Origin of the sequence: Salipaludibacillus sp. CF4.18 (genome assembly GCF_051262595.1) — a bacterium.
Taxonomy (GTDB): domain Bacteria; phylum Bacillota; class Bacilli; order Bacillales; family Salisediminibacteriaceae; genus Salipaludibacillus; species Salipaludibacillus neizhouensis.
Genome location: NZ_JBIMEV010000002.1, coordinates 178,476 through 203,992, shown reverse-complemented (window position 1 = coordinate 203,992; position 25,517 = coordinate 178,476). Strand labels below are relative to the sequence as shown.

The 25,517-nt window shown below is 35.4% G+C and carries 19 protein-coding genes, 3 pseudogenes and 3 riboswitches; of the genes and pseudogenes, 5 read left to right on the top strand and 17 right to left on the bottom strand.

What is annotated here, in order from left to right:
- Positions 1-4: 4 nt before the first annotated feature.
- Genes ACHABW_RS02900 through ACHABW_RS02885 form a run of 4 tightly spaced genes read right to left on the bottom strand, consistent with a single transcriptional unit; the run spans position 5 to position 6,534 of the window.
- Positions 5-1,861 (bottom strand): TnsD family Tn7-like transposition protein, encoded by a 1,857-nt coding sequence (locus tag ACHABW_RS02900; RefSeq protein WP_435753964.1) that lies wholly within the window; start codon positions 1,859-1,861, stop codon positions 5-7.
- 14 nt (positions 1,862-1,875) lie between these two features.
- Entirely contained in the window at positions 1,876-3,492 is a 1,617-nt protein-coding gene (locus ACHABW_RS02895) for an AAA family ATPase (protein WP_435753963.1), read from the bottom strand.
- 14 nt (positions 3,493-3,506) lie between these two features.
- Positions 3,507-5,696 carry a Mu transposase C-terminal domain-containing protein gene (locus tag ACHABW_RS02890; protein WP_435753962.1) on the bottom strand — a complete coding sequence of 730 codons (2,190 nt, stop codon included), beginning with the start codon at positions 5,694-5,696 and terminating at the stop codon, positions 3,507-3,509.
- Positions 5,697-5,721: 25 nt separating this feature from the next.
- Positions 5,722-6,534, bottom strand: coding sequence for a TnsA endonuclease N-terminal domain-containing protein (locus ACHABW_RS02885; RefSeq protein ID WP_435753961.1), 813 nt, complete (start codon positions 6,532-6,534; stop codon positions 5,722-5,724).
- Between the two features lie 132 nt (positions 6,535-6,666).
- On the opposite strand from ACHABW_RS02885, the gene ACHABW_RS02880 reads away from it, so the two are divergent.
- The gene (locus ACHABW_RS02880) at positions 6,667-6,885 is read left to right on the top strand and encodes a helix-turn-helix domain-containing protein (protein ID WP_435753960.1); all 219 of its coding nucleotides are present in this window, start codon (positions 6,667-6,669) and stop codon (positions 6,883-6,885) included.
- Between the two features lie 230 nt (positions 6,886-7,115).
- On the opposite strand, the gene ACHABW_RS02875 is transcribed toward ACHABW_RS02880, so the two are convergent.
- Positions 7,116-7,604, bottom strand: a complete 489-nt coding sequence (locus ACHABW_RS02875) for a hypothetical protein (RefSeq protein WP_435753959.1) — start codon at positions 7,602-7,604, stop codon at positions 7,116-7,118.
- 548 nt (positions 7,605-8,152) lie between these two features.
- Here ACHABW_RS02875 and recJ point away from each other — a divergent pair.
- On the top strand, positions 8,153-9,799 hold the full coding sequence (gene recJ, locus ACHABW_RS02870; protein WP_435753958.1) for a single-stranded-DNA-specific exonuclease RecJ: 1,647 nt from the start codon (positions 8,153-8,155) through the stop codon (positions 9,797-9,799).
- A 1,028-nt stretch (positions 9,800-10,827) separates the two neighbouring features.
- On the opposite strand, the gene ACHABW_RS02865 is transcribed toward recJ, so the two are convergent.
- The 3 genes and pseudogenes from ACHABW_RS02865 to ACHABW_RS02855 all read right to left on the bottom strand — a co-directional run.
- Positions 10,828-11,286 (bottom strand): hypothetical protein, encoded by a 459-nt coding sequence (locus tag ACHABW_RS02865; protein WP_435753957.1) that lies wholly within the window; start codon positions 11,284-11,286, stop codon positions 10,828-10,830.
- 8 nt (positions 11,287-11,294) lie between these two features.
- The gene (locus ACHABW_RS02860; RefSeq protein ID WP_435753956.1) at positions 11,295-12,299 is read right to left on the bottom strand and encodes a DUF3231 family protein; all 1,005 of its coding nucleotides are present in this window, start codon (positions 12,297-12,299) and stop codon (positions 11,295-11,297) included.
- A 372-nt stretch (positions 12,300-12,671) separates the two neighbouring features.
- Positions 12,672-12,977: pseudogene (locus ACHABW_RS02855) on the bottom strand (DUF3231 family protein); the annotation flags it as partial.
- 101 nt (positions 12,978-13,078) lie between these two features.
- Between ACHABW_RS02855 and ACHABW_RS02850 the strand changes: the two are divergent.
- Positions 13,079-13,156, top strand: a pseudogene (locus ACHABW_RS02850) (Spo0E family sporulation regulatory protein-aspartic acid phosphatase); the annotation flags it as partial.
- Between the two features lie 145 nt (positions 13,157-13,301).
- On the opposite strand, the gene ACHABW_RS02845 reads toward ACHABW_RS02850, so the two are convergent.
- From ACHABW_RS02845 to ACHABW_RS02820, 6 genes and pseudogenes are all read right to left on the bottom strand, one after another.
- Positions 13,302-14,342, bottom strand: a complete 1,041-nt coding sequence (locus tag ACHABW_RS02845) for an ATP-binding protein (protein ID WP_435753955.1) — start codon at positions 14,340-14,342, stop codon at positions 13,302-13,304.
- 442 nt (positions 14,343-14,784) lie between these two features.
- Complete coding sequence (locus ACHABW_RS02840) at positions 14,785-14,979, bottom strand: hypothetical protein (RefSeq protein WP_435753954.1); 195 nt, start codon at positions 14,977-14,979, stop codon at positions 14,785-14,787.
- Positions 14,980-15,311: 332 nt separating this feature from the next.
- Positions 15,312-16,052 (bottom strand): sensor domain-containing diguanylate cyclase, encoded by a 741-nt coding sequence (locus ACHABW_RS02835; protein ID WP_435753975.1) that lies wholly within the window; start codon positions 16,050-16,052, stop codon positions 15,312-15,314.
- Between the two features lie 6 nt (positions 16,053-16,058).
- Positions 16,059-16,265: a hypothetical protein gene (locus ACHABW_RS02830; protein WP_435753953.1), complete on the bottom strand. Its 207-nt coding sequence runs from the start codon at positions 16,263-16,265 to the stop codon at positions 16,059-16,061.
- A gap of 87 nt (positions 16,266-16,352) precedes the next feature.
- Positions 16,353-16,438: riboswitch (cyclic di-GMP riboswitch) on the bottom strand.
- A gap of 110 nt (positions 16,439-16,548) precedes the next feature.
- A complete protein-coding gene (locus ACHABW_RS02825; protein WP_435753952.1) occupies positions 16,549-16,854 on the bottom strand; it encodes an EAL domain-containing protein in 306 nt (101 codons plus the stop codon).
- A riboswitch (cyclic di-GMP riboswitch) is annotated at positions 16,836-16,920 on the bottom strand. It overlaps the preceding gene by 19 nt.
- Before the next feature lie 1,321 nt (positions 16,921-18,241).
- Positions 18,242-18,769: pseudogene (locus ACHABW_RS02820) on the bottom strand (transposase); the annotation flags it as partial.
- A 61-nt stretch (positions 18,770-18,830) separates the two neighbouring features.
- Between ACHABW_RS02820 and ACHABW_RS02815 the strand changes: the two are divergent.
- Positions 18,831-19,145, top strand: coding sequence for a DUF3231 family protein (locus tag ACHABW_RS02815; RefSeq protein ID WP_435753974.1), 315 nt, complete (start codon positions 18,831-18,833; stop codon positions 19,143-19,145).
- A gap of 40 nt (positions 19,146-19,185) precedes the next feature.
- On the top strand, positions 19,186-19,497 hold the full coding sequence (locus ACHABW_RS02810; RefSeq protein ID WP_435753973.1) for a DUF3231 family protein: 312 nt from the start codon (positions 19,186-19,188) through the stop codon (positions 19,495-19,497).
- A gap of 295 nt (positions 19,498-19,792) precedes the next feature.
- On the opposite strand, the gene ACHABW_RS02805 is transcribed toward ACHABW_RS02810, so the two are convergent.
- The 3 genes from ACHABW_RS02805 to ACHABW_RS02795 form a co-directional block, all read right to left on the bottom strand.
- Positions 19,793-19,951, bottom strand: coding sequence for a hypothetical protein (locus ACHABW_RS02805; RefSeq protein ID WP_435753951.1), 159 nt, complete (start codon positions 19,949-19,951; stop codon positions 19,793-19,795).
- Positions 19,952-20,464: 513 nt separating this feature from the next.
- Positions 20,465-24,511 (bottom strand): PAS domain S-box protein, encoded by a 4,047-nt coding sequence (locus ACHABW_RS02800; protein WP_435753950.1) that lies wholly within the window; start codon positions 24,509-24,511, stop codon positions 20,465-20,467.
- A 210-nt stretch (positions 24,512-24,721) separates the two neighbouring features.
- Positions 24,722-24,806: riboswitch (cyclic di-GMP riboswitch) on the bottom strand.
- A gap of 155 nt (positions 24,807-24,961) precedes the next feature.
- Positions 24,962-25,129 (bottom strand): transposase, encoded by a 168-nt coding sequence (locus ACHABW_RS02795; RefSeq protein ID WP_435753949.1) that lies wholly within the window; start codon positions 25,127-25,129, stop codon positions 24,962-24,964.
- Positions 25,130-25,517: the final 388 nt, after the last annotated feature.

Sequence of the window (25,517 nt, the reverse complement as noted above, 5' to 3'; positions counted from 1 at the left end):
AATTTTATAAGTCCGATATAAAAATGTATTCTTCTATTAGTCCTCTTTCAATGATGTCGTTCATTTCTGCGGTCAAGTTATGATTTCTGATGCCCGATTTCGCTATTATCTTTGACCACGTTAATAATTCATTGTCTTCCTTCATTCTTCTTAGAACCCATTTAAGCCTTCGAACGCGAAATGCTTCTACACTTTCCAATAGAGGAGTAAGACACTCTCTTGTTTTAGGAAGGCGATCGATATTCTTTCTTAGAAAATTTTTGTTTCTCAACCTATCACTTACCGCTGTTATTGTGACTCTATTTGGTTTACCATTACGATAAGAAACGGCTTCAACAATCCCTTTCAATTGAGGATAAGTCTCTTTGTCGATCCTATTCCAATAGTTATAATCTAAGCCTTTTCGTGAATATCTAGGAACACTACGAATTAATTGTGGGGAATGTTTATTCAGCCATTGTTTATCGTTACGATATAACCACTCATAAGTCGCTCTGGCTATGTTCCTCATATCTGATACAGTTTTTCCATTATACTGAGATAAAGTACTATACCAAGCTTCCCGATGCTTCTTTCTGTCCAAATGAAAACGATCGTCTGTTGGACTCTCTTGATTAACCAATCTCTTATATTGTTTTGTTATCGTTTTTCGACAACTCCTCAATTCTTTTGCAGTTTGTCTCAATGATTTGGAATCAACTACTTTTTGTTCCCAAACAGAACCATAAGAAACAATATAGCTATGATTGTATTTATCTGTTGGTGATCTATCTGGTCCGATTCGTTTATAAACAAATCCGCAAGAACACTTAAACGTAGCATACGGTTTCCCAGTAGTATCTTGACGTTGGATAAAACACTCTTCAATGACTGGTTCATGAAAATGAGACGCTGCCCTATTAAGACACGGCCAAGGTCCTTCTCCAAATGGGGCATAGTTTTTGGGATTTAAACTAAAATAATCTGTAGGCGCCGTGTTTAAAGCTAACATAAGAACCAAATGTTTTATGGGATGAACCGCCTTCACATAATCTTTAAAAATTCCTCGTAGCCAGCTGCTTCTTTGTGTGGGAGACAAGGAACTTTGCATGTCTTGTAAAAACTCTTCCCCCAACGTATCAATGATGTTAGGAATTAAACTTTTAAAACGAATCTTCTCGCTATACGTTAGAAATGTAGAATCATGGAGCAGGAATTTGTATCTTTTTTTAAATTCCTCTAATCCTAATGTGGGAGGTGAATGACATAAAATCCAATGAACACTTTGTGCTATCGAGAAGTAAAACGGATTTTTCTGTTTCGAATGATACACATTTTTTCCTTCCTTCATGACAGCTTTGTTTAGGGGATTTAAGTTTTCTGACGAATGGAGAACCATACTTTCAATCAGCCATACGTTGTGGATAGGGCACACTTTCACGCCAAACACTTGATGTGTCCGATGCCAATATGCTTCACCTAAACGGAGCACCTCTTCTTGAAAACAGGCAGGACAATAAAACAAATACTTATTTTTTTTATCTAAATGTCCGATCATCATTTGAATATGTGTATTATTATTTGCTTCACCACGCATAAAGGCCGTGATGCGATTTACGCGTTCTTCCTCGATGAATGGACGGTAAAATGGAAATAGGGTGGTGTTATCAATAAAATACTGGCATGTTAATTTTTCATGATCTAATTGTTCAACTAATACAGAAAGCCTTGAAGGGAAACTAGCTACGGGAGAAATACTCGAATCCCTAAACAAATCCTTCATCGTTTCTTCTTTTGTTTGATTTCGACTCCATAGATGATACCTAACAAGAACACTGTAAAACAATTCATCAGGATATGGTGTTGGAAAACTTGGAATCACTGCTCTCACATCCCTTATTGATTATTTAGATAATCTTCACTTTTCTCTTTATCTTCATTCAACAACTGTTTAATCTCTTCATTACGAATCTTTTCTTTTTTAGGGAAAGTCTTTTCTTCTCGACTTTTCTCCTCTACTTGAATTTTTGTTTGATAGATTTCCTCCATCTTTTTCGCTTCCTCAGACGCAAAGTGCAAGGCTTCTATGAAATCGTGTTTACTGTTCATTTTCGACGCGGCGTGTTCCGCACATTCTTTTGCTATTTCAACATTTTCTATGCCACTTTCTAGTAGCATGTTGATAATTTTAATTGCTGAAGACATTTCCACATCTTCTTTTTGAGACGCTACAGTTTCCTCACTTCTTAATGCCGTTTTCTGAACAGACTGTTGAAAGGCTTTTTTAATGTCAGGAGTAGGTATATCTCTAACATTTCTAAGTTTTTCCAACTGATTATTTTTAATGGCCGTTAATATTGGTTTCGATAATCTAAAATTCTCATTAAAAACCTCTCGAATGAGCCCTGCCGTGATTTTTTCACTATCTTCACCAATAAGCCGCCATTGGGTTAACATGTATAGTTTTACAGCAAAATCAGGTATTCCCTGTGTACAGTCGTAAATAGCTTTTTCAATAGCTGGGGTTAACTTAGAGGTAACATTCGTCCATTGGTATTTCCAAAGAGCCTCAATAAAATTATCCCAAACGTCATCTTTAGAATAATTCAACCAAAGCTCGGAGCCAAATCCCTCATTTCGTCGAGTGGTTGCCAAATCATCAAATATAAACTGCACTTTAGGTGTTCCTACTAAAATGACGGGAAGCCCAATGTTATTGATCAATTTAACAAAAAAATTCATCATCATTTTTGCACCACCTGCTTTTGCTTCACTTAACCTTTGAATCTCATCAATGACAAGGATACCTATTCCATAAATAGCAGCTATATGACCCATCTCTGTCACTAAAACATCATTGTTTATGTTCCTTTTATTAAACTGTTTGTAAAGTGTCGTCGTACCTAAAATGCAATCGATTTTATAGAAATAATTTAGACATAGCCCTTTAATCGAACCGTTAAAAGGACATTCTATTTTCAGCCAAACAAGTTGAGATCGTTTTAATATTGTGCCGTTATACTCTTTATGTTCAATGACCTGTGGGTATAATCCTAGGACACTTTCAATCGCAGTCGATTTACCAATACCACTTAATCCTATAAGCGCAAATCCAGTTGCGGTTGATCGAATCAAAGGTTCATACTCTTCATTTGTCCAATCAATATTCTCAAATGATTCTCTCATTTGACGTATCCATTCTGCTTTTATCGGGTTTCGGGCTTTATATCCTTGGCGAATGGCAATTGAAATACTTTGTTCCAATGTAATATGCTTTGGTATAGTCTTGATAAAATCTGACATACTCCAAATGGAATGAATACGATAGGGATCTGGTAAGAGACGTTCCTTTGAATCATAAGTTGGCTTTCTGCTGATACGTGAAGCGGCTCCTTTCACATCATATATTTCAGGTAACGCTTCGATATAAGGATTGTGTTTATACGATGCAATGTCTTGTTCTTTGTATCGTGCTTGTATTATTTGACCTGTTAGCACCAGTTGTCCTGACAATGTCATCCCACCCTTTATAAATCTTCTTTTAATTGATGAAAAAGAGATTTTTCTTTTGATAAAAATTTCTTTGGTTCCTCTTCGATCCATGGTTGTTGTTCATTTTTTTCTGCTTCTAGAACATGATCCCCGCGGATGATTTTTTGAACGAATTTTGCTTCTTCTTTGTTTTCTTGTGCTCTTTCTACTTTGCTGTTTTCTTCGATATCTTTCGTACGTAATTTATTAGGTACACCATTTGACTCATTTAACTTGTTCCTATTTGAAACGAAATCATTCATTACCGAAACAGGTTTTTCTTTTGATTGTAACAATTGTAATTCATCATCATGCTTTTCTTGTTTTTCTTTTAAAGATAAATCATGTATTTCATCAAATGTATAATTGGCATAAAGTTGCCTATTTCTCTCTAAAAGCATCGCTACTTCTATTTGTTTACCGTTCTCTAAGATGATATAAATTTGACTCGCATTTCTCGGATCATAGGCAATCGGTACTTTCCAACTATTATTTGCTCTAGCTTTTTCATACCATTGCTCCTCATCCACCACGTCACAAGAATAACTCATATCTTTAAAATCAATCCCGCTTTTTTTAACTTGAGCCTCTCCTCTAGGCAACAAATTGATCATCGCATTTCTTTTAGATATCTCCTTTAAATCCCCCCCTCTATTTTGAATTCCCCACTTCCAAAGTTCCATTGGGTTTCGCTTAACCCCATCCTTTGTCATATCTTCAGCTAGTTGATACTCGTCCATCCGTTTATCAAAATTATGTTGTTTAATAACGCTATTGAGGATAACTCTAAATTCATCAATATCTAACAAGGCACTTTGTCTGTGATCAACTTCTCCTCGTTCTTTGTACCCTTTTTTCACACCACCTGGTAAATTTCTTATTGCATGCTTTACTAACCCAATAGTACTTTCAACAATTCCTTTCAAATCCGCTCGATAAGGAGGTGCATTTCTATGAATAATATCTAAACTCGATCCAGACAAAGCATCTGATGTGATACTAATGAATTCAGAACCATTATCGGCTACTAGGATTTTTGGCGTTAGACAAGTATCTGCACCCTCCTCAAAACCTTCGAGAACGCTATAGAGTTTACTATTAGTAAAAGCATCAAATAGTGCTAATTGTGTCCCCTGCCAACTCGGTGGATTGATTCCTACATGAACACCCACAATTACTCGTGACATGACATCTTGAACAATATATATCGTTGGTTTTTTTAGCAACCTTTCACGATCGTACCGATTAACTATATAAACGTTTGATACAGCGGCATCAATTTGGAAGACGGATCCTGGACCCATTTGGTCATTAAGGGAACTTTTCAACACAGTCCTACTCTCCAAATTAAAACGCTTTTCACCTTTTCGTTTAATAATTGTTTGTCTTAGATCCTGATCTTTATAGAGATGGTATTTAAATGCTTCCAAAGTTGGAAAACGGCCTTTCGGATCAATTTGAGGTGTTCTGACACCATCTATCATTTTTTCACCAACAGAAAAGTAATTTCTCAGCATATATTGATAAGTTTCTCGTAATGTAGTCTTTTGTGTTGTTGCATAACATTTTGCGACGGATTTCCTTATGATTTCTAATATATCTTCATCTATATTCACACCAACTTTTCTAGAGCTCTTTACTCCCCTCTTAGGAATCTCTCTCCCTTCTTCTTTGGCCTTCGCTTTCATCTCTGCCGTAATAATTCGTCGTTTTCCTTTTCCTCCACAATTATCATATAAGGGAAGAAGAGCATTGATGGTTTGCCCTCCTTTCCAAAACTGTTTTAAGTCGTTATAATACGTACGTGTCGAAACCTTTGTTTCTGTCGAGAGTGCTTGAATAGATGCATTTCTTAGTCTAGGATTATAAATATCTGGCTTATCATTTACCAAATCTTTAATTCGTTCCCATCTCTTATCTCTTTTCTTTACATGCTTTTCAAAAAATACGGATTTTGGATCAATAATTCGATCGAACGGATCCACTGTTCGTTTAACGACGCCACCCTCGAGTGACTCTTCGAATTCGGAAAGTGTCCTATATTCTGGTAGATATAACTTCTTTTTTTCTTCCGTCATACGCACAACAATCACTGTGTTTTGAGGACGATCGAACCATAACACTCTTTCATAAATTGTTTCATCTTTGAATTCATTCTGATAAACAGAATTTACAGTCACATTCATCCAATCAACCCTTTTTTAGATAAAGCTATAGTTTTGTTCTTCGTTGAAATTGCAGTGGCTGCCCTGTCGTCAATATCACTTTTAAATCAACCTCCCAGTAACGGTGGAAGATAAAATGCTTGACAAACTGTATTGATGTGCCAGGTTTTATTTCAAGTTTTTTATCTCCTAACAGACATGCTTTTGCTAAAGGGAGCAAAGAATCTTTTAAAATATCACTCAAAACCTCTTCTACAACCAATAATTCTTTCAAGTCACGAATCGGTAAATACTCAATATCCTTTGCTCTCCAAAGCCAATCTATGTTATTTGCCAACTTCTTGGGGATATCACTTTCTGTTATTACTGAAAATGCAATCCCTTGATTTTGCCAAAACATCCTTTCAACCATCGTCTTCCTTAAGACACTCGTACCTGATAATCCATTATCTGTCATCACGGAATACGCCTTAAAGAAGGTTTCATTCTGAAATTCATGTTCAACTAAGAAATCCGTACACATCACAATATGTTCCTGCTTTTTCCGATCAAAAGGATGCTTCACCCCTAATTCATCAGCTATTTGAATCGTTTCTTCAACAGGTAATAATGGATATCGCTCCCTTATATCAAGAACATTTGGCATCGACTCCAGCCAAAATAAAAATGATAATTCTAAATTGGAAAATAGGTGATGGGTTCTGTTTGTCTTCCATCCATTGATCCTGTTTTTAAATCCTCTCGATTTAACATTACGAATTGTTAACCACGGTTTGTAATCCTCACCAAATCCTTGACCGCGGCCTTGCTTCTTGATTTTTTCAATTTTTGAAACAGTTATTGAATTATGTCTAGACACAGCTATGCCCCTCCTGTAATCTTAAATTATGCTTCATCTCATTAATTACCAGTTTCTTCTTTCTTTATTCCCCGTTTCGGTAAAATAATCTGAAAATTTATTTACCATGTCCTATACAAGAGGAGGAAATTTATGTCTTTTGGTAGCAATGTTCGGTACTATCGAGTAAAAAGCGGCTACACATTAAAAGACCTTTCTAACGAATTACAAGTTTCTGTTAATTACCTCAGCACACTCGAACAAAACAACGCAAAAATAAAACCAGAATTTTTACCAGCACTCTGTACTGCATTGAGTATAACTCTCTCAGACCTCTATGAAGAAAACGCTGATAACGTATTTAATGAGTAAAAGGAAACCTGCTGATTAACTCGTCTCGTTCGCTTGCAAGTCTTACTCTAAAGCAATGCAAGTAGATATTCGATACGCAAATAATTCCTAGTATTATTTCGAGAAATTAGCTTTTTAGGTTTTTTATTTTAAAAAAACAGCCCTAAATTATTTATTTTGAGAAGAATTTATTTCCATCATATATTTTTACGGGGGTGCTTACGACACCCATAAAACGAAAAAAAGGTGGCCTAGTGGCCACCTTTTTTTTCGTTCTCTAATTTAATTTGTAAAAACTGATTAAACAAATTCAAATTCTTCACAAATTCATCTTTTTTTGCATGATGACAGAAATTTGTTGTATTCTTAAATGTTTTGATGGTCTCATCTACAACTAATTTATCATCAAAATGGTTTTCGATTTCTTCAGGCCACCTATAAGCTCTTATAAAGGTACACCATTTATCTTTCCAACTTATTTGATTAGTAGCCCCTTTCCCCTTCAAGACCGTTAGTGCTCCTTCACTAGAAAAATTATCTAAAGCCAGAAGCAAAGATTCTAACGATTCGGCAACAATATTCTTTCTAGCTATGAAACGATCTAACATCTTCTCTGCTTCCTTATATTTAACTGTATCCTTTCGTTTTAATCGCATGATTTTTTGCAATTCTTTTATATATATACGTTTATTATTCTCATCAAAACTTTTTAACACTTTTCTTACTCTATCAAGATACATTTCTCTCTCTCCATTCCGTTACTATTACAGTGTTTTCCATAATAATCCATTATTAAAAATGGCAAAAAATTGAATATATATTACCGAAACAGGTAATGATGCATTTACGCAACTCTTCTATGAAAGATAACTATAAAAAGGAGATGAAGTGATTGAAAGTGAGCCTTTCACAGTTGATGGAACTAGATCCGTACAGGAACAATGGGATCTTATTACTGAAAAAGGAATTACAAGGATATAAGAAAAAGGGCGTGGTTTTTTTTCAGGATTCCATCCTAACCTTATCCCCGACACAATCTTTTCAGTTGTATTACTCTATACACGCTAATGAAACGTCCATCAGGGGTCCTTTTCCCATTCCAACAAGCGAATGGTCAATCCTTTGCCAATGGAAGAAACAAGAGAAGGGGCTGGGGCATCTAAAGAACTACTTTTATGATTATTATGGGACATACGTTGCCACCTCTGTTCTAAGGGATTATTTACGGAACACACCATACGTAGGCGAGGAATTTACGTGGTATTACACAAATAAGGAGTACCAATAGATGAGAGAATGGAAAAAAACGACGATTCAAACGATACAAGACGAGCATTTGATCCATTATCTTGCCAGGCAATTTAATATCGATCCCATAGTGATGAAGGTGCTTTGCGCAAAAGGGTTAAAAAATGAAGAGGTGATCAGTGAGTTTTTTTATCCTTCGATTGAAAATTTACACGACCCCTTTTTATTAAACGACATGAGAAAAGCTGTCTGTCGGATCATTCAAGGTATGAAGCGGAAGGAAAAAATTATGATATTTGGAGATTATGATGCGGATGGTATTACATCATCTGTGGTCCTCTACAGAGGATTACGTTTTTTCGGGGCGAACGTGAATGTCCAATTACCTTTAAGATCAGAGGGATATGGTTTGTCGGCTGAAGCGGTGAAACGTCTTTCGCATGACGGTGTAACGCTATTAATTACAGTGGATAACGGAACAAGTGCTCATGAGGCCATGGAACAAGCAAAACAAGAAGGGATAGAAGTGATTGTCACCGATCATCATGAAGTGTTAGGAAAACACCCTACATGTCATGCCTTTATCAATCCTAAAAGAAGTGATAATACCTATCCCTTTCCTCATTTAGCTGGTGTTGGTGTGGCTTTTAAAGTGGTCCATGCCCTCTTCTTAGCGGCAAAACTGAATTGGGAAAAACACCTTTGGAAATTTATCGAACTGACAGCCTTAGGAACGGTTGCTGATATGATGCCCCTCATTGGAGAAAATCGAATCATGGCCAAGTCTGGGATTTATAAAATGGATACGGGACCAGAGCCAATGTTGAAGAAACTGTTTCACTGTTTAAAGCTATCCCGTATCGACAGTACAACCCTTTCTTTTCAAATTGCACCGATTTTGAATTCTTGCGGCCGCATTGATAATCCCAATGTTGCCGCTCAGCTTTTTATACAGGAAAACACCAAAACAGTAGAAATTTACGCTTTAATTGAGTTAAACAAAAAGCGCAAGGCGATGGTAGAAGAACAGTTTATGAAGGCGGATTCCATGGTGAAAGATCACTATCTTTTTTTAGATGAACTTATTGTTGTATGGGGTGATTTTCATGAGGGATTAATCGGTATCCTTGCAGCAAGAATTACGGAAAACTATCATAAACCCGCTATTGTTATATCACTTAACGGGAAAGGATCGGCTAGAAGCGTGCAAAACTCCGAATTTTCTATTGTGAATACGATCCAACGATGTTCAACTTATTTGAAAAGTTATGGTGGCCACCAAGCGGCTGCTGGATTAAATATCGACATGGATAAAGTAAGAAAATTTTCAATAGCCATTCAATTATCAGCAGTTAAGGAGACACTCATTAAATCAATTATTAATTATGAACATCAGTTTTCCATTGCGAGGTTTCCGAAGAATCTATTTGATGACCTAGCTATACTAGAACCATTTGGAATGGGGAACCCCATGCCCATCTTTCATAGTGGGGAAATTTCCATCAAAGACTATCGAACCTTCGGCCGCTATCATGACCACGTCTCCTTTACTATTGGTAAAAAAGAAGCCATTGCTTTTCGCCAAGCATCACAATTTCAATCATTTCACGGGAACTTGGAGTTTCTTTACACGCCAAATTTAAATGAAACGTCGAAGTTTTTAGTCTGTGATTTACGATCAGTATAGAAGCAACTCCGAACAAATACTTTTTATTCACTTTCACTCTTCTGTTGACTATTAAGAATGACCCCGCTCTCCTTTTTCACCCCATAGCAAATATCCTTGAACAAAATATTGAATTATCCAATAACCTACCAAGGGGATGTTATGCAGTTCGACTTTTAGCTTTCAAGCATCGTACTTCCATTTATCCAGATTAATCTACAATTAAGATTATGTTTATCTATCTACATTTAATTATATAAAGACATTCAGGAGTGTAAAAATGGCAAATTGCTTTTATAAACAAAATTTTCATTTGTGGCTACTATAAGGTGTTAGTTTTTTGGAACTTGCTCACTATTCGTTTGTTAGCAAGATATTCATATAACGTGTGAGACGCCCAAAGAAAAGTGGTACCAAAGAATTTTTTCGACTTTCTCAACTAATTCTATTGGACATTCTATGACTAAAAATATTTCTAATTCCCTACTTTTTAATGCTTTCTTCTGCTTAAGGATTACTTTATAATAAATGAAATTAACGATAAAAACCAAGAGAAATCCAGTTTATTGCCCTAATAAGCCCCGAAAAATAGGACCCCAATATAAGCAAAACCTATACTAGCTCCAATGACAGAAAAGCATGTTCCTAATACTGCACCCGTATCAATTAAACTCACACCGTCAGACCCATGAAGAGACAAACTGAATCATAATATGTTCACACTAGAAATCACAATTAATTCACAAAAGAAACGAGCTTGGGATTCCAAGCTCGTTTTATCTTTTATTGTTTTAGGCTTCTTCAACTAACGCTGTCCCGTTTGTTTATGTACATATTTTCACAAACTATGTAACAGCGAGATTGCATAACCAGCTTTAAGGATTTTGTGATTGACATTCTTATCGATAACGTTTTTTAATCAATACCCCACAACAGAAGCGAGAGCTTGTTGAGCTATCGAATGCTCAGTTGAACAAGAATATGATTTTATAATATCTTATCTCCTTTGATAGACACCGCTACTCTAAAAGATATTCAGAGAAGATAAATTATCCTCTCTGAACATTAAGTACGACGATTCGTATCAAAAAGCCAACCAGTAATCCAGGAGCCATGGCGAGTATCGGAAGCCATAGAGCTCCGAGTAACACACCAAATATCGTTACTTTTGAAGAATAAATCAAGCCAACCGTGACAAAATAAACCGCAAACACAAACGGAAGAAAAGAATATTCCTCTTTTTCTCCTCCTGCATCTTTAAACGCATCCCACATGGCAAAAAAATAGAGACATGGATAAAACAATAACCATTGATAATTGGTTCTCTCTATCGCTGTTTGAATATCCCCTAGAAAACTTAACACAATCACTTCGTTAAAATTAGCTTGGACATTCACAAGAAACTCTAAAAAAATAAACAGAAATCCTTTCACATAGTTTTTATTGAGCAATTGAGCAAACCCTGGAAGAGCAATACTCCATAACAAGGCTTCTGATTTTTTCTCCAAATGAATCCCTACTTCTTTGTCAATTGATCACGGTCTGGTGCTTGTGGAGGTTCTTCCATCCAGGCATTTTTGATCATCAAATTTGCTCCATCCTCGGCATAAAACGAGATTTCCATCAGTAATCGACCATATTTTAATCCAATATCTTTTCTTGGACTTCCTGCCATCGCAACTCCGTAATTTCCAATTCCAGCAGCAATCATAGATATTACATGAAACAACATCAGTTTATCTGAGAAAGGAGCAACCGTTGAATCTGTAACCGCCGTATCCCAGGGACTTGGTACGGGAATGTCGTTAGATTGGAGAATTTTACCGAAAATTGAAATATGTTTCTCGGCTATTGCTTTTCCTCTCAGAATATATTGTCTTACCTCAGCCAAATCACACGTTTGTGCAAAAGCGGTCATTAAACTCTTTCCAATGGCGTTCGTTTGAACGTTAATAAAAACATGGGTCATTTCTATGGTGTTAATCGTTCTTTGTTTTCCAAACATATTGCCTAAATAATCTTGATCTGTCACAAATGACACTTCTTTTGGCATTGGAATATACGGAGGACGATTATGGATTCCTTTTTCTAACGTCAATTTTTTAATGAAACAATGTAAGTTCATCGCATCCATGAGTATTTTTTGAAAAAACTCAACAATATCTGTTCGACTATTTGTACTAATGGCAAGCGAACCCGCTCCCATCCCCAGGATCGACATATGGTTAAGGTAGAACAAGTAATAAGTATCAGTGAACAACCGTGGTGCTCCTACATTCACATCCTTATCCGTAAAACCAACAGGTATCGGAAACCCCTCATTCTCAAATAAACCCACAAGAAAATCAAGATGATTCTCAGCAGCTTCTAAAGCCTTTTTTAAAACCAAACGAACATCTTCATCCTCAACATGACTTAAAAAATAAGTCAATATCTGCTTAGAAGCCGTATCATTTGTGTATTGGGTCCAAAGACTTGTCATCTCAGCAGATGTTAACCTCGTATCATGTGTATTATTCATTATAAAAACCTCCATTCTTCATATATTATCCCCAAAAATAAAAGATAAATTATAAAAGTTGGAGGTTTGAAATAGTTCAATAACCTTACTATACTCCCCCATAGCGCCTTAACAGGAATGATGGTTCTTGCGCTAACGCACCAGTTAGATGAAGAAGAAAAAGAGACGCTCATTAAACAATCGCGCCCGATTACGGGAACGAAATAATTTTTTTTGCCTAGAGACGTCTTACAATAACAAATTAAATATAAAAGGGACTCTATATCCCAGTAATATTAGATAAGAAAAACCTAGCATGGGAAAACCGCCCGAGCTAGGTTTTTCTTATCTAATAAATTTTATATCCTGCCCAAAAGAGCAGGTAAATCCTCATTATTCATCATCCACTTTGCTGTGGTGTAATGGTGGTGGAATTAACCAACCTTTTTCTTTGTTTAACTTCAAAAATTTGGAGCCTAGTGCTGCTTTATCTGTATGAAACTGACCAAACATCATCGCAATATCTTCTCTGATGGATTGCCCCATAATTTGGCTACAAATAACTAGACCTAGAGCTATTTCAGCTGATGTTGCGGCAGAGACAGCCGCATCTTGAAATCGAGCACCTGCTGGAATATCATTGAGATCAGCTTTGGGAGGTACTGGAGTCGCAGGAGGTAACGCCACCCCATTTTCTTTAGGAGGAAGTCATGGCAACTCAAGAGAAACCTATGGATAAGTTAGAATATAAAATCAAGTTACCGTAGCCGCATGATAAATACTGGTCATTTAAGGGGTCTCACTCACCCACTATTAAATGTAGCCAAGAACTTGATATTTACTTGAATAAATACGATAAAATAAAATCACTTAGCTAGTTAATTCTACTTTTTTCAACTCCACATTATGAACCAAATGCAACACAAAATTTTAATGGATTTCCATCTCTCTTTTTTTCAAATAAGAGCAGCAACAGCTTACATCTTTAAACCTCTCCCTTATTGCAAGAGGAAGATAGAAAGACTATTTGGAGAAACGGATATTAAATGTCGTTCCTTCAGGACTCGATGTATAATCGATTTTGGCATTATTTCTCTTGGCAATGGAAAAACAAATGGGTATTCCTAAACCTGTTCCTTTATCTTTAGTAGTAACAAAAGGGGTTGCAATATCCTCTATGATGTCAGAGGGTATTCCTTTTCCTTCATCCATAATGGATAAAACCATCTTATTATTCTCTTCATACGTCATAATTCGAACTTTTTTTCCTGCATTCATGGCATCTAAGGAGTTATTAATCAAGTTCAAAAGAAGCTGTCGAATTTCGTTTTTGTCAATAAGTAAGTCTGCGATATTACTCAAATGTAAGTCAACCAATTTACCTTCTTTTAGAGCTCTTGTTTCTAGCAATGGAAGGACGGATTTTATTAATTCATTTAAATTACACTCCTCCAATTTTTCAGGTTTATCCTTCGCTATATCAAGAAATTCAGTAAGGATATCGTTCACACGGTTGACCTCATCAATCATCAAATCAAATATAGGTTTTTGTTTTTCAAGTTCTTCGTTTTCAGCCATCAACTGCAAAAAACCTTTAACACTAGTCATTGGATTCCTTACTTCATGGGCAACACCTGCTGCCATTACTCCGATAAGATTTAATTTTTCATAGCGTTGCTTTTGCTTTTCACGTTCTTTCCTATCTGTGATGTCACTAAAAGTGACAAATATCCCGTTTATATTAGGAAACAGTTTTACTTCGAACCAACGTTTTGAAAATTCAGATATTATCTCAAATACTTGGGGTTTTTGTTCTTCATATGCTTTATGGTAAATGGTGTACATTTCTGTATCTATGTATTTAGATGAAACATCCCAAACACTTGTCCCAATAAGTTCTTCTTTTGTCCTTTCAAAAAATAGTTCTTCTACCTTTAAATACGGTTCAGCTGCCTTATTAATAAATTCAAATTCCCAATCGGAATTTAAAAAATAACAAGCTTCAGACATATTTTCTAATATTTGGATCATATCTAATTTATTTTCAAGCGACTTTGACGGCATTTACGTACCTCCCATTTGTAGCTTCGTGGATCTCATCACCTCTATAGCATCATCGAATGTTTTTAAAATAAATTCTCTTATCTATACATTTCTACAAAAAATATCATTTCTCTTCATAATCAATCAATTCTTGAAGAAGGTAGCCATAAAATTGAGTACATAACCTGCCTCCGCTTCCCTTTCATTGTGAAAGTCTGTTACAGATAATAGGACTTAGTTCAAATTGTAAGGGAGAGTTACAGGAAGACATCAGCTTTTAGTTCCTATCGAGCTTTTATTCATTGTTTATTGGAAATAAAAAACGGAAGGCTGAATTACTTCACTAAACCTTCGTCTCGCTATTGTAATTTTCATATAAGAAACAGCAACTATTTTATAATTACAATTACAATTTCATTAAATTTAACCTTTCCAAGTCTTCTGCCAAGACGATTATACCCCTCTATACTTTTCTTATAAAGTAATCTGTAGTTGTTTCATTATTTACAACTTCATCAATTACCATTGATTCAAGGCAATCTTCAATACCAATATCACTTATTAATGCCCTTATTTTTTGTGACAGCACAACTATTCTTGAAATTACTTCAATTTGGTTCCTACTTACTTTTTCTATAAGTTTAATATTTTTAGCCACGAGATCCCCCCACTGTCTATTGTTTTACTTTATAGGACTTTGTTTATTGTTGAAAGTCACTTTAAAACCAGAATAAATTACTTTAGTCCTTTTTCCTCATACTTTTCTTATTACCTTTTACCCATATTTAAATAACATTAAACGCTTATATCTCAAAATCTCATTCTTTTTATAAAAAAAACCGAGAAGACATACCAATGGCACGTTCCCGATTCTAATTCTAGCATTACATAAACCCTACATATATTATTCTCCGCCTGTCTTTACTGAATTCTATTTTTAACGGTGCAAAAAATTTCTACACAGTGAAAAGAAGAATGTCAGAAAGAAATCTATTCGCCAGTTTTATTGAAATAAGAATAGCGATTATTCCCATTATTTTTCGAGTAATACATAGCATGGTCCGCCTGTTCTACCAATTGTTCAATATTCCTGTTTTTACTTGCTTCTATACTAATACCAATACTTACGGATAATGCTATTTCGTCACCTTTAACTATGAAAGGTTTGCCAAACTGATTAATAATCGATTCTGAAAGAGATTGAGAATATTGGGTATTATCATCGCCTTGTGATAATATGACGAATTCATCTCCACCGTATCGACAGAGTATATCTTGTGATCTAACACACTCATTTATCCGCTCGGCAATCTGAATCAAAACACTATCGCCGTCTTTATGTCCATAGGTATCATTAACTGATTTAAAACCATCTACATCTATAAATAGAATGGTAACTTCGGTTTCCATTGGTAATGTATTTATATATTGCGTTATAAATTCCCTATTATTTAAACCTGTTAATTGATCTTGATGTGCAATGATATCTAATTCAATTGTATAAACCAAAAATATAGCCATCGTTTTTAAAAATCTTGTTTCCTTTTCTGTAAATGTATAGGGTTCAGTATCCATAGCACATAAATTCCCAAATACTGTTCCATTACTTAGAACAATTGGAACGCCTAAAAAGCTCTTAATACCCAAGCTTTGTGTAGGAATGAGATTACATGCTATCGGGTGATAACTTGTATCATTTATGATAAGTGGATCACGTCCACTTTGAAGGATAATATTTCAGTAAGCATCTTCGAGAAATAAAGTGGTTCCTGCATCGAATAAAACTTTATTTCGATTGAATACATGGGTCAGAATAGAATGATGCTTGTCGGTTATTTGTGTTACACAAAAGGTATTTGTGCCAATATACTCACTAACTAATTCAAGCATACTTTTAGAAGCCTCATTTAACCTTTCATAACTTTGTCCCATTAAAGAATTCATTTGCTCACCTCCACCTTAACGTTCTCTATTGATTTAAAAAACGACCTAAAGAGGTTGGGATATATTAAATCATATCCGTCTTCCTTCTGCGGTAACTCGGCTACCATAGCTTATTTGCCTTTAGGCCCATAGTTTTGCGTCCCTACCTTTCGATAGTTTTGCTATTATCCGAAGTTATACTTTATGGGAATATTTACCCGTTTATCATTATAGCCATTCCAATATAAGAAGACAACTTATTTATTTTAAACACTAAACCCCCATGTCTTTTAGTTGTTTCAACTTACGAATGGCGACATCGGTTTTTTCCATAATTTTCAAGGATTAAATAATGTGGATCCAACTCTGTTTCCCTTAATATTTGGGTAACCTTGGATACTAAATTACCTTGATAAAATTGCTGAACAAACAGATTCACGGAAACTGTTTTTAGTGGATATCCTTCACTTAACCATTGTTTTTGTTGTTTACAAGCCTCCCTTAACACCCATTGGTAAATTGGAATGATTAAGCCTGTTTCTTCAGCAATGGGAATAAAGTCGGCTGGAGAAACTATTCCTAAATCTCCCCTATTCCAGCGGGCTGGCATGACCTTATGGTTTTAGCTCCTCTAGTTTTGCGTCCACCCATTTCTGAATGTTTGCCTTTTTCATTTTACATTTTTTAATCACCTTACTAAAGACCTGATACAAAAGTTTTTAATAATATTTATTTTATTATAATATGACAAATTTCGGAATTTAATGATTTACCAATAAATTAAAATAATTCCTTTTACGTAAAATCCCCCGCGAGCAAAAAGAAATTTCAGATTATAGGGACTGTGGTTATCCTTTTTTAGTGAAAGAAAACGCAATAAAAAACAGGAAACCAATCAGATGGAATACTTATCGATATCGGACAAGCTATTCGTTCCTAGGATCGTATTGTCAAAAATTATATAGATCAAGAATTACCCAAGATATTCTTTTTAACTTGAAACAGGATTTACGTAGATGAGGAGTTACATCATTTTCCTACAAACCAGTTGACAGGCTGTAGCTGCTAGCCCTTCACCTAAAAGCATTTCTTTTATCGTTTCGTTTCATCACCAAGATAAACATAAGCCAGCATTCTGTCATAGTTGTCTCTTTCTTCAGTACCTGCAGCGAGCAAGGTGTCATCCTATTTGCTATTCCTTTGATGAGCGGCAGACCAAGTATATTTCATCTCTTTTTCAGGCGTTACAGCACCCTATTGCACTTTCTTTCGTTGACGTATAAAAGAGACCCTCACTTAATTTGGATTAAAACCTTGTTTAGTAAATAGTAATAGAAAGTATCATTCCTAATCTGACCATTAATAGGTAAGTCACATACCTCTTTTATAGCTTGAGCTAGCCGAGGAAAATTTTTAGAGTATAATCTCTAAGTTTACGGTCTCGAGATTTAAGAATCTGTCTCGCTCGTTCTGGTGTTACTCCTATTATTTCACCTAGTACTTTTAAAGTCACTTTTCTTTCATCAAATTTTACACTATAAAGTTTAATATATCTTGGGTCTAACTTGCATGGTTCTAGATGAGAGTTCGTGGAGAGCCATTTATCAAAAACAACAATCTCATTATCTGGTGATCCATGGTCATAATAGATTTGCTCTCTTAAGTACTTATCAAGTTTCACCATTCGCTCAAAGAGGTATCGTAAAGTCCATCTCGTTGCCCCATGATTTTTTTCTAACTCAGTTAAATCGCGGGGTAAAACACCATAGGTTTTAATTCCCCGAGTAAATAACCTAGTTATTCCTGAATTATTGATACTTCCTAGTTAAACCATAATTTTAACCGAAGTTATACATTTTTCCAGTTCCATTGAGAATAACCATGTTGATTCCGCTATTTTGACGTGCTTAAAACAGATCTTTAAAAATAGGTGAGTTTTTGGACAGACTACTCCCTTGGTCTGAGACTGAATTTTTAAATACTGGTATCAAGATGTTTCACTCTAGATTTAGGTCTTGGATTCGCCGAAGTACTTTCCAAAAGAAATCTTGATAAACGAAACTCGAAGATAATTTAAAGTAAAGCGATCGTCCAGACTTCACTAATTTGCTGGCCACTTTAATGAGCCTTGTTCGGATGGCATCAACTTGCATGGTCTTTTGTTCTTCTGGAAAACAAAGCGTACGTAGCCAATTCGTTAGGTTATACGCTAACAGGCTTAACATCATCTTCGCCTCATTGACTTGGAAAGAATGGCTATTCATTTTATCTAAACCAAAGCCGTTCTTAGCTTCCTTGATGTAGTTCACCATCGTCCCTCTTTTTTGGTAAGTAAGGACAATATCCTTGGGAGAAAAGGCATCTAAATTAGTCACTAGGAACGCATGGTTAAACAACAATTCGCCTGCGAGACGTACGGATTTTATAATCACTTTTCTAGGCTTAGACCATGATTTTGCTTGATAAACCGTTTCTTCAAAATAGCACTCCGTCTTCGTCACGTCGGAAGGGAGAGATGAAGGATGTAGTAAGGAAATTTTTGTGGCGTGGTACAAAAATTTATACTAAACACATTGAGGTTTTTGAATCCATTTTATCTTTAGAAGACCTTATCCAAAATCAGATGATGCTGAAATTAGTAATTCAACCGTTGCACCGTTTTCTGACCGACTAATGATGTACCATAAATCACTTTTTGGCTCAACGTCTATCGGTTTTTATGGGGTTGCAATTGGTACTTCACAACGGGCAGAATTGGTCATGCATTTCTCTCGACTATCTGTTGAACTGCGGAAATATATGGAAGATGGTACAAATATAATGATTAAAAATAAATGGATGGAGCAACCACCTGGAACTATGGATAAAGTAAAGTTAACACAACAAAAGAAGCAAAATTAAGGTATGTTTAGTAATCTAAACAAAAGGAAAGGCCTGTAAAATATCCCATTATGTTTGTATTCTCTTAAGTGATGAGTTTCTTCCTTCTGAAAGTTTATGGAATACTTTACCCACCGCATCCACATCCCCTACTTTTTCCGATAAATTGATGATGTTCTATCTTCTAACATTAAATGGTATAGGAATTGGAAATTATGGTAGGAATTTTAGTGCCAGTCCAAGACGTGATATAGGGCTATATTACACTAGGCTTATGTCAGAAGCGAGTCTCTTAGCAGAAGATGGTGCCAATATAATGATTGAGAACGGATGGTTAGAACAACGCCGCAGACACCTGACAGGGATCAATTAGCAAATGAAAAAAAGTAAGATTAAAGTATTCAAACAGCAAACAATGTAAAGAAGAGTTGATACTATTCAACTCTCTCCTTCATATTTCCCACTGAAAACGAGAGCGCTACAATTATTCACTCTTCTATTAAACAATAATTGCTTATTAATTAGTAATCTCCGACTATAAACATAAACCTTATACGATGGTATAAATTCAAGACAAAAAGCACCACAAAAATGCAGTACTTTTAACTATGACTAATTAGACTATTATTGAAATACGACTCTCTATTTGCTTCTTAAGAGTTAATAATTCATCCAACTAATTCACATTTAGTGTTTAAAACAGAACATAATTCACTGATATCGTTGCGAATTGCTCCTTTTAATGAGTAATCAGTGGCTTTTTCCAGTTCAACGTTCATTTTGTCGATTTCATTTAGAATTATTTGTTTCTCGACACTTGAAAGCAAGAAAACACCCCTTTCCATTTTTATACAAGTCTATTTAAATGTAATATACCACAATTCCATGAAATTAAAACTTAATATATATTTAATCTATTTAAACAAATTGTTACAATTTGCTTTGCAACGTTCTTCATTTGCACTAGATGTTTAAATGATTGAAGTATTACATCTAGTTTATCACCCAATAACCTTTTATCTATCTGTTCAAATTTGTCTTTCATCTGAAAAATAATAGTGAAAGTTAATTCCTGCTTCTTTTAATATACATCCCTGTCTCTTAAACAAATTTTCGAGTTGATTGAGTTTCATTCACAAAAAAAGCGCTACAATAGCTCGGTGTTCATCATGTTTGTTATTTCTATTATCAATCTATTAGAAGATTGTATTGGAACAGTAGAATACGAAAAATGAACTTATACAAGAGATATAAATGCCGAGTAACAAGGAACAGGAAAGGTTAATATGGATGTGAAGGCATTTATGCCTTCACATCCATTCGTTTGATACTTCAACATTTTAAGACTGTTTAATCGGTAAAATCACCTCAACAGTTGTTCCTTTATCGACGGTACTTTCAATATTGAATGTTCCCCCATGTTCTTGGATGATCTTGTGACTAATCATTAACCCCAGTCCCGTTCCTTTTTCTTTTGTACTATAGAATGGTTCACCAATATTTTTAATTCGATCATCAGAGATGCCACACCCTTGATCAATAAACCTAAAGATAATTTTATCTGAACCGTACCAATTCGTTTGTATTTTGATTACCCCTCCGCTGGACATAGCTTCTAATCCATTTTGAAGAATGTTGATAAATACTTGTTTGATCTGATGGTTATCACAAGTGAGAAAAGGCAGTTCAGCATCAGTCTCTTGTATAATTTCAATATTGTTCATTATGGCTTGTGTACTAATTAATGTAACTATATGTTCTAACAGATCATATATATCCGTCAGTGTCATTTTACTTGCTTGTGGCTTAGCAAGGGACAGGAACTCACTTACAATCTCTTCTAACTGATCGATCTCGGATAACATAATAGTCGTATAGTTAGGTTGATCTAACTCCTTCTGCATGATTTGAAGAAATCCCTTTATCGAAGTCAAAGGGTTCCTAATTTCGTGTGCAACGCCTGCTGCCAATTGTCCTACGGCGGATAACTTTTCCGTTTTTCGTATATATTCATCTATTTTCTTTCTCTCTGTTATATCACGACCTACAAATACAAAATCTTCTATTTCATCCCCACCATCAAATACAGGGGTTCCCTGAACTTCTAATTGAACCCATTCGCCATTAACATGCTCACATCGAAACTCAGTTTGAATGGGTCTTTTAGTTGAAATCATTTGGTAAAAACTTTCTTTCATATATAAACAATCTTCAGGGTGAACCAAATCAAAAATTGATTTCCCTTCATACTCTTTTGGTGACTTTCCTAATAGGACCTCATGAGAAGGCGAAGCATATTTAACTGTTCCGTCTAAAGTGCATACACCTACTAAATCCAACATATTATCGGTAATAAGACGGTACTTGGACTCACTCAATTTAAGCGCCTCTTCTACCTCTTTCCTTTCTGTAATATCAGCACATGAACCAATGACCTCGACAACCTTCCCACCTCTCCTAATAGGGCGTAAAATGCAAATGTAATGGATTCCATTCACTTCACCTTCGTAAGTGACATTATCTTCACCATTCCATGCTCTCCGATAATGTTGATTTACCTTTTCGGAAAAGTGGGCGGACAGAAAATCACTTGATTCCCTTCCAATTATCTGTTCAGGAATAAGATCCATTCGATAAAGTAACTCGCCATCACATAAAGTATGAATAAATATACCATTTTGTTCAATAAACTTAAAGATCATCCCTTGTTGCTGTCTAACGGTGTCCGACAATTCTTGACGGGCTATTTTTACGGCCTCTTCTAACCATTTTTGTTTAGATAACTCTTGTGGAATTCCATGTTGATCTATAATTTGCTCGATTTCCACAAAGTTTTGTACAAGATCCTTTGGAGGTAAAGGTTTACTAAATAAAAACCCTTGAGCCTCATCACAAAGATTCCGTTGAAGAATAACCAATTGATCTTTTAATTCGACTCCCTCAGCAACAACGTCAAGTTTTAACTCATGAGCCATTGCAATGATTGTTTTGACAATGGTGGCATCATTCGAATCTTTCGTACAATTACGAACAAATGATTGATCAATTTTAAGTTTAGTAATTGGTAGTTCCTTCAAGTAAAGAAGAGAACTATATCCTGTTCCGAAGTCGTCTAAACTTATTTGTACACCTATACTTTTTAATTCATTTAAGACTTTGAAACCTTGCTTAATATCCATCAACATACTTTCCGTAATTTCAATTTCGAGGCATTCAGGCTCTGCAAGGGGAATAAATTCTCCAGGAGGAATTAAACCCTTCTCCGAGTGTTGCCAACGAATTAATGCCTCAACTCCTACTATTTTGCCTGTAGTTAGATTGATTTTAGGCTGATAATAAAGACAAAACTCATTTTTTTTCAGTGCTTTTCGAAGGTCTGTCTCTATTTCAAATTTTTCAAAGTTATGTTCCATTTGATTAGAACGATATAATTGAAAATTGTTTTTCCCTCTATGTTTTACCAGATTCATAGCTGCATTTGCCTTTTTAATTAACGTCTCGGCATCTTCTCTATCGTATGGATAAAAGCTAATACCAATACTGGCTGTAGTATATATTTCATACTGATCTATATGGAAAGGCTCTGAAAAACTATCAAGAATACGTTCCGCAACAACATATACTTCCTGTATATTCTTATTTAATTGAGAAACAAGAAATTCATCTCCACCATGTCTTGCTAAGATCTCCTTGTCATGAAAGCAATGCTTTAATCTCTTTGAAACTTCTTGTAATAGACGATCTCCAACTCCTTGCCCTAACGATTCATTAATTAAATTAAAGCGGTCTAAATTAAAGAAGAGAACTGCCAAACTCTTAGTCGTTTCTTCAGATAAAATCGTTTGGAGATAGTTATGGAAATGACATCGATTGAATAACCCTGTTAAAGGATCATGGTAAGCCAAATATTCAATCGTTTCCTCCGCCTTTTTCCGAGCAGTTATATCAATTAGCGTTTCATTTATCGCAGGTTCATTTTGAAAAAAAGTTTTAGAACTATGTGCTTCCATATGAATAATTGTCTGATCTTTTTTTATAAGCCTATATTGATAAGGTTCGCTCGAAAGGCTGCCTTGAAGACGTTTATTTATCTTTTTGGCTACCAGTAACCGATCTTCAGGATAAACTATATCTAAGACATTCATACCTATGATTTCTTCTACTCTATAACCTATCATTTCAACTGCTTTACGATTTACATATGTGATCATTTTGTCTTGAATAGTATAAATGCCCACCAAAGAATCTTCTGCCAAATGACGGTATTTCGATTCAGCTTCTGTTAACGCCTCTTGTGTATTTTTAAGTTCAGTGATATCTTTGAGAATTCCATACACCCCAACGATTTGTTTATTTATAATAATGGGTACGCTAGTCATATTAAGTTCTATACGTTCCCCTTTTTTACTATAAATAGCCGTTTCAAAGATTTTTGGTTCGCCTTTTTTTGTTAAATCAAAGTGTTGATTTGTCTTTTCTAATTGATCTCGAACGATATAAGAAACGAAAGATTGATGCAGTAATTCTTCTTCTGAATAACCATAAAGGTTTACTGTTTTATTCACACTTAAAAGTTTTCCTTCTAGATCAAAAGTTAATACTATATCAGGGTTGTGGTAGTATAGGGACTGATAATACTGTTCATTGGTTTGTAACTTTAATGATTGAGCGGTCATCTTCTCTACAATGCGAGACCCAAATAATACTAAAAGTAGTATTATCAATGTTGCAATTCCAACACCAATTGCCAACATCGTACTATCTATCATAAAAGTATGTGTATTATCGTTGATATTGTGTTCTGAAATTGGCATAGCAGAAGCTGGCATAGCCAAATAATGAATCACAGATACCGCAAAGCCCATTAGAACCCCACACATTAATTTTTTATGAAAAGGAATGATGTTTTTTTGTTTTATTGAACTTATCTTACGCAATGAGATGTAAATTCCAATCACCCCAACTGAAATAGCGCCCCAATTGTAGCTCAATGCCACATTTTCATGCAGAGCTCCCATCCCTATATAGTGCATGGTACTAAGACTCATACTTAACAATATACTGCTAGGTATGACATTATTTTTTATAATGAAAATTTTTAATGAAATATAGGACCCTAAAATAGCAATAACTAAGGACGCCCACACATACAATGAGTCTAAATTATGTTGATTAATAGGTTCATGGGCAAGCATTCCTGTAAAATGCATACACCAAACTCCTATCCCTAAAGACAAGGCACTCATAAGTAACCATTTATCAAGGAAATGTCCAGTGTCGTGAACCCTTCGTAAACAAAGATCAAATGCCGAATAAGATGCAATAATAGCAATCATGATTGAAAAAATCACAAGAATTACATTATATTGACCTATCATGAGTTCCATATTCCCGACCTCCAGTAGAATAAATTTGCAAATTGCAACCTTGTGGGCTTGGTTCCGAACAAGATTTTTAAATGAATATGGGCTTAGCTCACTTTGGATTGAAGAATGCTTCGAATCACCGTGTTTCAGTTGGACAAATAGTCATAAGCTTCATATCTCACTTTTCTTGGTACAAATAAAGAACACACCCGAATAGGTGTGTCCTCCTCAAACGGCACCTGGCTGGCATGACCTTATGGTTTTAGCCCCTCTAGTTTTGCGTGCCCCCATTTCTAAATGTTTGCCTTTAATATTTTTCATAAAACTAAAGACTTGATACAAAAGGCCTCATAATAATATTAATTATATCATAATATGACAATTTTTAGAATACAATAAAGATATATGGATCTTATTTAAAAGAGTATGACCTATATAGTCCTATGACATTAGATTCAGAAGTGACAAATTCTACCACATACACATTTTCTGACAGACGTGATACTCGTGTTCGTAGCCAACCGATGCCAGAGCTCGATACGAATGATAGACATCACTGCTTATGATAGAGCCTGGTAAGATACGTTTCTCTGCAAAATCTATCAGGGTTTTCCCTTTGATATTCGGTACAACTTCCATTTTTACATAAAGAGGATGTCCTTGTGCCTACTAGCACTTTGGTCTTTTCTGTGCTCGACCACGTTCCCCCTTCAGAAAGGATACCAAAGAAAGCGTCGTCCAGTTCTACAATACCAGCTAGTGTATAATCTGCATCTCGTTTTCTCATCGCTTGCCGAATTTTGTGAAGCATGTGACTTAAATTTCTTCAGAGAGCTTATGTGCCGATATGCCATTCTTGTCATGAGCCATCAAATAGTTGGTCAGAAACCACTTGGTTAAGTCCGTTCGAGTCTTCTCCATGACGGTTCCTACCGTCACCGTCGATTGATAGCGGCATGACTTGCATTCAAAAAGACGATGCTTACGGGTCTTGGTCTCAAAATAATCATCATAACCACATTTTTCA

Bases quoted from the DNA above. Each gene is read 5' to 3' on its own strand.
- ACHABW_RS02890 (WP_435753962.1), bottom strand. From the start codon at position 5,696: ATGAATGTGACTGTAAATTCTGTTTATCAGAATGAATTCAAAGATGAA.
- recJ (WP_435753958.1), top strand. From the start codon at position 8,153: ATGAGAGAATGGAAAAAAACGACGATTCAAACGATACAAGACGAGCAT.
- ACHABW_RS02845 (WP_435753955.1), bottom strand. From the start codon at position 14,342: ATGCCGTCAAAGTCGCTTGAAAATAAATTAGATATGATCCAAATATTA.
- ACHABW_RS02795 (WP_435753949.1), bottom strand. From the start codon at position 25,129: ATGGAAGTTGTACCGAATATCAAAGGGAAAACCCTGATAGATTTTGCA.
- ACHABW_RS02830 (WP_435753953.1), bottom strand. From the start codon at position 16,265: ATGAATTCTTTAATGGGACAAAGTTATGAAAGGTTAAATGAGGCTTCT.
- ACHABW_RS02875 (WP_435753959.1), bottom strand. From the start codon at position 7,604: ATGTATCTTGATAGAGTAAGAAAAGTGTTAAAAAGTTTTGATGAGAAT.
- ACHABW_RS02860 (WP_435753956.1), bottom strand. From the start codon at position 12,299: ATGAATAATACACATGATACGAGGTTAACATCTGCTGAGATGACAAGT.
- ACHABW_RS02880 (WP_435753960.1), top strand. From the start codon at position 6,667: ATGTCTTTTGGTAGCAATGTTCGGTACTATCGAGTAAAAAGCGGCTAC.
- ACHABW_RS02825 (WP_435753952.1), bottom strand. From the start codon at position 16,854: ATGCCAGCCCGCTGGAATAGGGGAGATTTAGGAATAGTTTCTCCAGCC.
- ACHABW_RS02800 (WP_435753950.1), bottom strand. From the start codon at position 24,511: ATGGAACTCATGATAGGTCAATATAATGTAATTCTTGTGATTTTTTCA.